The organism is Anaerobiospirillum sp. NML120448 (assembly GCF_023050945.1).
In the GTDB taxonomy this organism is placed as follows: Bacteria; Pseudomonadota; Gammaproteobacteria; order Enterobacterales; family Succinivibrionaceae; genus Anaerobiospirillum.
The window spans coordinates 43,544-51,179 of the sequence record NZ_JALKIM010000021.1 but is presented as its reverse complement, the minus strand read 5'-3'; the positions used below and the strand labels follow the sequence as shown (position 1 = coordinate 51,179).

Sequence of the window (7,636 nt, the reverse complement as noted above, 5' to 3'; positions counted from 1 at the left end):
CTTTGGCGTAAGCCAAAGGCCTTTTTTTTACTCAAAAGCATTACTTAAGCCCTGCAATGAGGCGCAGCCTTGATTTTTTCCTATCTTTGTGAGTTATATTGCATCAAACAAGTGCATGATTAACTATATTATTTTTTAGCAAAAGCCATATTATTCTTTGTAATTACGGTCTTTAACCTATATTTATAGCTTTTAACAATTTTTTCTTTAGCACTTTTATAGAGCATATTAGGCAATTCGAGCACTATAATTGTGCAGATTTGATATTTATCTGAAAAATAAACAAACACGCTCTAAAATGGGTCATTAATACCTGCATTGATCACATAATTTTTGTTATTGATGCAAATTTTGCAGAAAATTTCACTGTAAAATTGCAAAGGATTTTATATAGCTAGGCGTTTTGCTAAGTTCAGGCTTAATTTCATAATTAAGCATAACTTTTTGTTTATGTGTTTATTATGAGTTTGTTATCATCTTTATCCTTGTAATTGAAAGAGTAATTAATTATGCAGTGCGACGCAAAAACAATCATTGAGAGTATTTCTACTGCAATTTTAGTAACAGATTCGCAGTTAAGAATAGCTTATGCAAATACAGCTGCTGAACAGTTGTTTTCTATGTCACGCTCAAAAATACAAGGCATTAAGATTACTGAACTTATCGATAGCCAAGAAAAGAGCCTTATTGAAAGCTTGCAGCACTCAAATAATCCTTCATTTCAAGGATTTACTGCTACTGATATTACCTTTAGCACTGAGCATAATGTGCACTTTCATGCTGATATGTATATTTCGTCTTATACCGGCCGTGCACGTGGTTTGGTTGTAGAAATTCATCGTCTTGATTATCAGCAAAAGCTTAATGATGATTTACAAAGACGTAATCAGCATATTGCTGCTCGTGATCTCATTAGGAATTTAGCTCATGAAATTAAAAATCCTTTGGGGGGTATTCGTGGTGCAGCCCAATTAGTGGAGATGACCTACAGCTCAGATAATGATCTCAAAGAATATACTCGTGTCATTATTGAGCAATCAGATCGATTAAAAGCTTTAGTTGATCGTCTTTTGGGCCCACAAAGACCAAATCCTCGCACCATGGCTAACATTCACTATGTGATTGAAAAGGTCTTATCGTTAGAAACTATGGCTACTAAAGGCTCTTGTCGTTTTGAGAAAGACTATGACCCTAGTTTGCCAGAGTTGTTATTAGATGTTGATGCAATGCAGCAGGCTTTAATTAATATTATTTCCAATGCTGTACAAGCCTTAACCGAATCAAACACCACTTATCCAACGATTAAGATTAGAACCCGTGCACAAATGGGCGTATTAATAGGTGGCACTAAGTATCCAATGTCAATTGAGATCAGTGTTATTGATAATGGACCAGGCATTCCTCCTAAGATTAAGGATATGCTCTTTTATCCAATGATCACCTCACGTCCTGATGGCCATGGCTTAGGTCTGTCTATTGCTCAAAATATTGTTGAGCATCATAAAGGCACTATTGAATGTGAAAGCGAAGTAGGTTGTACTGTTTTTAAAATCATTCTGCCTTTGATTAACTCTAACAATAATACAGCCAATAGCGATTAACTTAAGAAGCAAAGAGCAGGAACTTAAGCATAATAGAATTACATTTACTATATTAGTTTGTATTGCAAGCAGCAATTAGGAGTTTTAATAAAGCATTAATACTCCTATCAAAGAACTTCAACGCAGCTCGAGGTTATTTATGGATCCGCTAATTTGGGTTATCGATGATGATGATAGTATCCGCTTTGTGTTTGATCGTGCACTTGGAATGAGTAACATCAATCACCGTCTATTTACCAATGGCAACAAGGCTTTAGAAGCTTTATCGGAGCAAATTCCTGACGTTATTGTTTCCGATATCAACATGCCTGGTATTGATGGCCTTTCTCTCATTCAGAAGGTTCATGAAGTAGACCCAAATATTCCATTTATTATCATTACAGCTCACTCTGACTTATCTGCTGCCATTGATTCATATGAGCACGGTACTTTTGAATATTTACCAAAGCCATTTGATATTGATAATGCTGTACGAGTAATTCGTCGTGCTGCTGTTCACCGCGTCAACCAAACTAAGAAAAAGGAAGAAACAGCTGCTCCTAGCATCGAGGCTGAGGATGATGTTGAGATCATTGGTAAAAGCCCTGCTATGCAAGAGGTCTTTAAAGTTATTGGCCGTGTTTCTAAGAGTGAGTATCCAGTACTTATTTTTGGCGAAAGTGGTACAGGTAGAGAACTAGTAGCTTTAGCTCTACATAATCACTCTGAGCGTCGTGATACAGGCTGCTTCGTATCTGTAAATATCTCTTCTTTACCTCAAGATAGTATTAATCACGAGTTTTTCTCTAATAGTGATGGTGCTAGCTGCGCTATTGAAAGAGCCCAAGGCGGTACACTGTTCATTAATGAAATTTGTGACATGCCTTTAGATGCACAAACTCGCTTGTTAACAGTGTTACAAAGCAATGAATACATTCCTTTAGGCCAAAGTGTTCCTAAAAAGGCTAATGTAAGAGTTATTGCTTCCAGCTCTAAGAATTTAGAGGCCTTATCTAAAGAAGGTAAATTCATTAGCGACTTGTACTATCGCTTGCATGTAATTCACATTGATATGCCACCATTAAGAGATCGTAACAACGATATTCCAATGTTGGCTAAGCACTTCTTAACTCAAAGTGCCCTTGCAACCGATCAAGAGCCAAAGAAGCTCACCTCCGAGGTTTTAGTGTTCTTATGCCGTCAACCATGGCCAGGCAATGTAAGACAGCTTAAGAACTTATGTAAGTTCTTAACTATCATGGTTACAGGTCGTGACATTCAAATGTCTGATCTTCCAGCTGAGTTTGTTGAGGCTCGTAACCAACAGTCTAAGGTTACTACCTCTATTGCAGGTACCTCTAAAGAGCCAACCTCTTGGCAAGAGCAACTACGCAATTGGGTTGATGGCCGTTTAAGAGCTGGCGAGCATGACATTCTTTCTGAGGCTACTCCAGAGTTTGAGCGTGTTATGCTTGAGGCTGCCTTGGCCTTTACCAGCAATCACAAGCAAGAGTCAGCCAAACTATTAGGCTGGGGTCGTAACACCCTCACTAGAAAGTTAAAAGAGCTCAATATCAATAGCTAATAGCTTTCTTCTCTTTGATTGTTTAAAACGTCTGTGCATGGAAATGCCCAGACGTTTTCTATTTTCTAAGCCACATTGAGCGTATCTTTTAAGATAAGAATAAGCGTCTAAGCGCAAAAAAATATCAATATATTCCCATTCCTTATCAGAATATCACCGCATTTATATTAAATTTATGCATTGAAACTTGAAAAAGAATCTTTGTAGATGTTGTTTTAATCGCATTTGTCGCTAAAATAGCCTAAGTGGTTTGTTATCTAGTTTTCAATTTTGCCCCCAATAAGCAAGATCAAATTTACAAAGGCGTTTTTAAAAAACTACAATTTTTTTCGAATACTATAGCTCTGCATAATTAAGGAAATTAATGCTTAGTTAAGAACCCAAAAACTAACAACTAAGATAATCAGGGCTGAAGATTTTTTATAAGCTACAGATAGTTAAGCTTGAGCTTTAAAGCGTTTGATCTCAATTGGTAGACTTATATTGCAAAATCATAATAGTCAGGCAATTAATTAAATAGCAAGCAGTTCCCTTAAAGAGTTTTGAGGCTTTTTTTAATGTTAATTTCTAAGCATCAAGTTATTACTTGTGATGATATTTTGCTTTCTTTATGCGATAGCGTATGTGATGTTTTAACCACTGCTACTAGCGATAAAGTCTCTTTTACACCAATGATCCAGAAGATCAATAACACTACCTTACGTCCAGACATCGGTACCTTTGTATTATTCACTGGCACCTTCTCTGGCATGGTGGTCTTAAACTTCCCTAAAGAGACTGCAATGGAACTCTATGCCAGCTACATGAAGATGATGGGCTTGAGCGAAAGTGATTTAGCTACTAACTACACCTCTGAGGAAGTAGCCAATACTTTAGGCGAGCTCATGAATCAAATGGTGGGCAACTTTACCGCTAAGATCAGCGCTACCTTAAATGGTCGTATTCACCAGTCTCAACCAAAGATGGTATCACTACCTCACCAAGTCGAAATTAGCATTAATATGACTTTAGACCACCCTGAGGTATCTCGTATTACCTTCTTTACCTCTACTGGTAATGCCTTCTACTTAGAGCTTGCTATGGATCATACTGAATTTAAGTTAGCTCGTGACTTAGAGCCACAAGAGCAACCTCTCTCACCTGAGGAAATTATGGCTCAAGCTGGTATTGTTTAATAACAATACCAATAACACCTGCTATTGTCTTAGCAAAAAATTTTGCCCAGATAAGTTGATAAGCTTTCTGGGCTTATTTTTTTAAGCCAGCCACGAATGCCCTAGCAAGCCATAGCCAGACCTTGCGTGCCATAGCAAGGCCTGGCGCGCCATGGTATACCAAGGCATGCCCTAGCAGGCTTTAGACTGCTAGAGCAGGCCTTAAGATGCCTGTGCATGGCTGTCTTACTTGCCCTTATTGAGGCGGGGCAAAAATCTAATATCAAAATGCTAAACTAAGAGGGCAAAATGATAATAGAGCTCTTAGGCTCGCTAAAATGTCAGCTCTTAGTTCTAAAAATATTAAAAAAAAGCGTATACTTATCGCAATTTTTTTATGCTTAATGCTTTTAGGGTGTAATTGATGGAAAAGGTAAAAATTGATTTTAGAAAAACACGCTTTATCACCAGTTCGCCTGATATCAAGCGTCTGCCTACTGACTTGGGCTCTGAGATTGCTTTTGCAGGACGCTCTAACTCAGGAAAGTCCTCAGCTTTAAATGCTATTTGCGATCAAAACCATTTAGCCAAGACCTCTCGTACTCCTGGCCGTACCCGCTTAATTAACCTTTTTGAAGTTAAGCCTGGATGTTCGTTAGTTGATCTGCCAGGTTACGGCTATGCTGCTGTGTCTGATAGTATGAAGCGCCAATGGCAAAAATCCATGTCCGAATACTTACAAAAGCGCAATGCCCTTCGTGGTATTGTAGTAACCATGGATATTCGCCATCCTTTAAAAGATCATGATCGTTTAATTATTGATTGGTCTTTAGCCGCTAATCTTCCTGCATTAATCTTACTAACTAAAGCCGATAAATTAGGCGTTACCAAGCGTCGTGAAGCTGTAGGTGAGGTCAAACACTTACTCTCCGAGTTTGGCGGTAATTTTACCGTGATCGCCTTTTCTGCATGGAACAAAATTGGTATTGATGAAACTCGTAATGTTCTACAAGACTGGTTTACTCTGTTCCATGGCGCAGAAGCAACCCCTGAGGATGAACTGTTACCTGAAGATCAGGATCAGGGTGAATAGTTAGTAAGGAAGCTTACAGGCCCCATAGGCCCATACATGCCCATCAATCCAGGTTACGGCAGGCCAGAGCCTGCCATGGCCAGGCTAGGCTTGGCCAAGGCTATGGCAATGGCCCAGTGACAGGGCCAGGGACAGGGCCTGGCCAAGTCAAAAAGCTCACTCTACCATTAGGTTAGTTGGGGTGAGGCTGTCGTGTTTTCTCAAGATCTTATTTGCTGCACTCTCAATTTTGGAGTTGTTACATCATGTCCAAAGGAACTCTTTTTATTGTTTCAGCACCTAGTGGTGCGGGTAAATCCTCTTTAATTAATGCCCTATTAAAGAAGTTTAACCTTGATGATAGTTTACGCTTGTCTATTTCTCATACCACCAGAGACCCTCGTCCTGGTGAGGTTGACCATGAGAGCTATCATTTTGTGTCAGTAGAAGAGTTTGAAAGCTTAATTGAGCGCAATGCCTTTTTTGAGCATGCTAAAGTATTTGATAACTACTATGGCACCTCAAAAGAGATTGTTCTTGATTGGATTAACCAAGGTAAAGATGTACTGTTTGACATTGATTGGCAAGGCGCTCGTTTAATTAAAGAGCAAGTTCCAGAGGCTATTAAGATCTTTATTTTACCTCCAAGCTTAGATGCCTTAAGACAACGCCTTATTAAGCGTGGTCAGGATGAAATGGATGTCATTAACAAGCGCATGGCTCAAGCTATGTCTGAAATTTCTCATTATGATGAGTATGATTACGTCATTATTAATGATGATTTTGATGAGAGCTTAATTACCTTACGTAGTATTATTTTAAGTAAGAGAGCTGAGCTTAAGAGCTTGCAGAACAATAACCAAGCTCTGCTTGATGATATGCAGCGCCAAGCTAAGGAGTATGAGGCCGCCTGGTTACCTTGCGCTAGTGCCTTACAAGCAGCCTTAGCAGCTTCAAAGAAAAGTGAAGAATAATAAGGCTAACTTATTATTTTTTATTAAAATTTCATTCATAAATAAACAGTATGATTTTTTCTGTTAAAATGAATAGCTTTTAGCAAGAGATAGGCTAGTAATATTTATTGCTAGCTAACGTTCTTTTAGCGCTGAAATCACCTACATAATGTACTATTGTTGATAGTGCAATTTCTAGAATTTTGGGAGCTTACTTATGGCTCCTCAGGGCTCTGACTTATTGGCTCAGGGCTCTTATGACAATAACTGACTATTGTAGCTTTTTAAAAGTTACTAATATCCACTTAAAGATAAGTATCTTATTTAAACTTGGTTTAGTAAAATCCTTATCTTTTACACAACGCTTTATTTTCCAAATTAAAGATGTTAATCCTAAAAATTAGGATCAGTTGTGTTTTATCTAATTACCAGTCTGGCATTGTCATGATCTTTGTTTGATTTTTTGTTAGCCCCTGCATAACCTGTGTTTTTGACCTCGTTTATTTTAGGTGGCAAATAACTCACTTGAGGTACTTCATCATGGCTAGAGTTACAGTTGAAGATGCTGTGGCTAAAGTTGGCAACCGCTTTGACTTAGTTCTCATTGCAGCCCGTCGTGCTCGCCAAATTTCATTAAATGGCAGCAAGCCTTTAGTTGACGAAGAAAAGGACAAGCCAACCGTAATCGCTTTGCGTGAAATCGAAGCTGGTCTTATTTCAGAGGACTTCCTCGATAAGCAAGATCGTAAAGACTTAATGCGTGGCGACAGCGCTTCATTACCAGCTGATAATGAATTTGCTCCTATCGATGGCGTTGAGATGTTTAACTAAACCATCTTGCTAGCTATACTTGTTAGACAAGCATAAGCTTTAATACTTAACACGCCCTCACTTGCTTTTAGCAGTGAGGGCGTGCACTTTTATAGTGCATAATTTTTTCTCTATACACAAAAGCTACCTCTCATAGCTTCAAAGTTAAGCCTATTCTTTATGTAATCCTTGATGCTACCTATATTTGCGACTACCTATTAGAGATTCAAATTGTTAGCAATAATCCCATTACATGTATTAATATGGCACTTAATTTGAGCAATTTTTCTTATATATGAGAGCTACCCCAGCTATTTTTTGTCTTACACTAAAAGACAAGTCTAGGCTCAGGTATACTAAATTCAGGATTTTAAAGAAATTTAAATACCTTGTTTGTTAAGTTTTAAAAGACTTTTTAATTTATTAATTTATGTGGCGGCCTAAACTTTTATCCTAAACAGCAGGCTATATTAATTCTCTTC

6 protein-coding genes are annotated in these 7,636 nt (G+C 38.1%); all 6 read left to right on the top strand.

Annotated elements, in window-relative coordinates; all coding sequences use genetic code 11:
* Nucleotides 1-509 precede the first annotated feature (509 nt).
* The 6 genes from glnL (at nucleotide 510) to rpoZ (ending at nucleotide 7,175) form a co-directional block, all read left to right on the top strand.
* Entirely contained in the window at nucleotides 510-1,601 is a 1,092-nt protein-coding gene (gene glnL, locus MXE38_RS05660; RefSeq protein WP_246913041.1) for a nitrogen regulation protein NR(II), read from the top strand.
* A 139-nt stretch (nucleotides 1,602-1,740) separates the two neighbouring features.
* Nucleotides 1,741-3,165 (top strand): sigma 54-interacting transcriptional regulator, encoded by a 1,425-nt coding sequence (locus MXE38_RS05655; RefSeq protein WP_246913039.1) that lies wholly within the window; start codon nucleotides 1,741-1,743, stop codon nucleotides 3,163-3,165.
* Between the two features lie 557 nt (nucleotides 3,166-3,722).
* Complete coding sequence (locus MXE38_RS05650; protein WP_246913038.1) at nucleotides 3,723-4,340, top strand: DUF3334 family protein; 618 nt, start codon at nucleotides 3,723-3,725, stop codon at nucleotides 4,338-4,340.
* A 403-nt stretch (nucleotides 4,341-4,743) separates the two neighbouring features.
* A complete protein-coding gene (gene yihA / locus MXE38_RS05645; protein WP_246913035.1) occupies nucleotides 4,744-5,412 on the top strand; it encodes a ribosome biogenesis GTP-binding protein YihA/YsxC in 669 nt (222 codons plus the stop codon).
* 242 nt (nucleotides 5,413-5,654) lie between these two features.
* Nucleotides 5,655-6,365: a guanylate kinase gene (gene gmk / locus MXE38_RS05640; RefSeq protein ID WP_348647360.1), complete on the top strand. Its 711-nt coding sequence runs from the start codon at nucleotides 5,655-5,657 to the stop codon at nucleotides 6,363-6,365.
* A 519-nt stretch (nucleotides 6,366-6,884) separates the two neighbouring features.
* Nucleotides 6,885-7,175 (top strand): DNA-directed RNA polymerase subunit omega, encoded by a 291-nt coding sequence (gene rpoZ / locus MXE38_RS05635; RefSeq protein ID WP_246913032.1) that lies wholly within the window; start codon nucleotides 6,885-6,887, stop codon nucleotides 7,173-7,175.
* The last annotated feature ends 461 nt before the right edge of the window (nucleotides 7,176-7,636 follow it).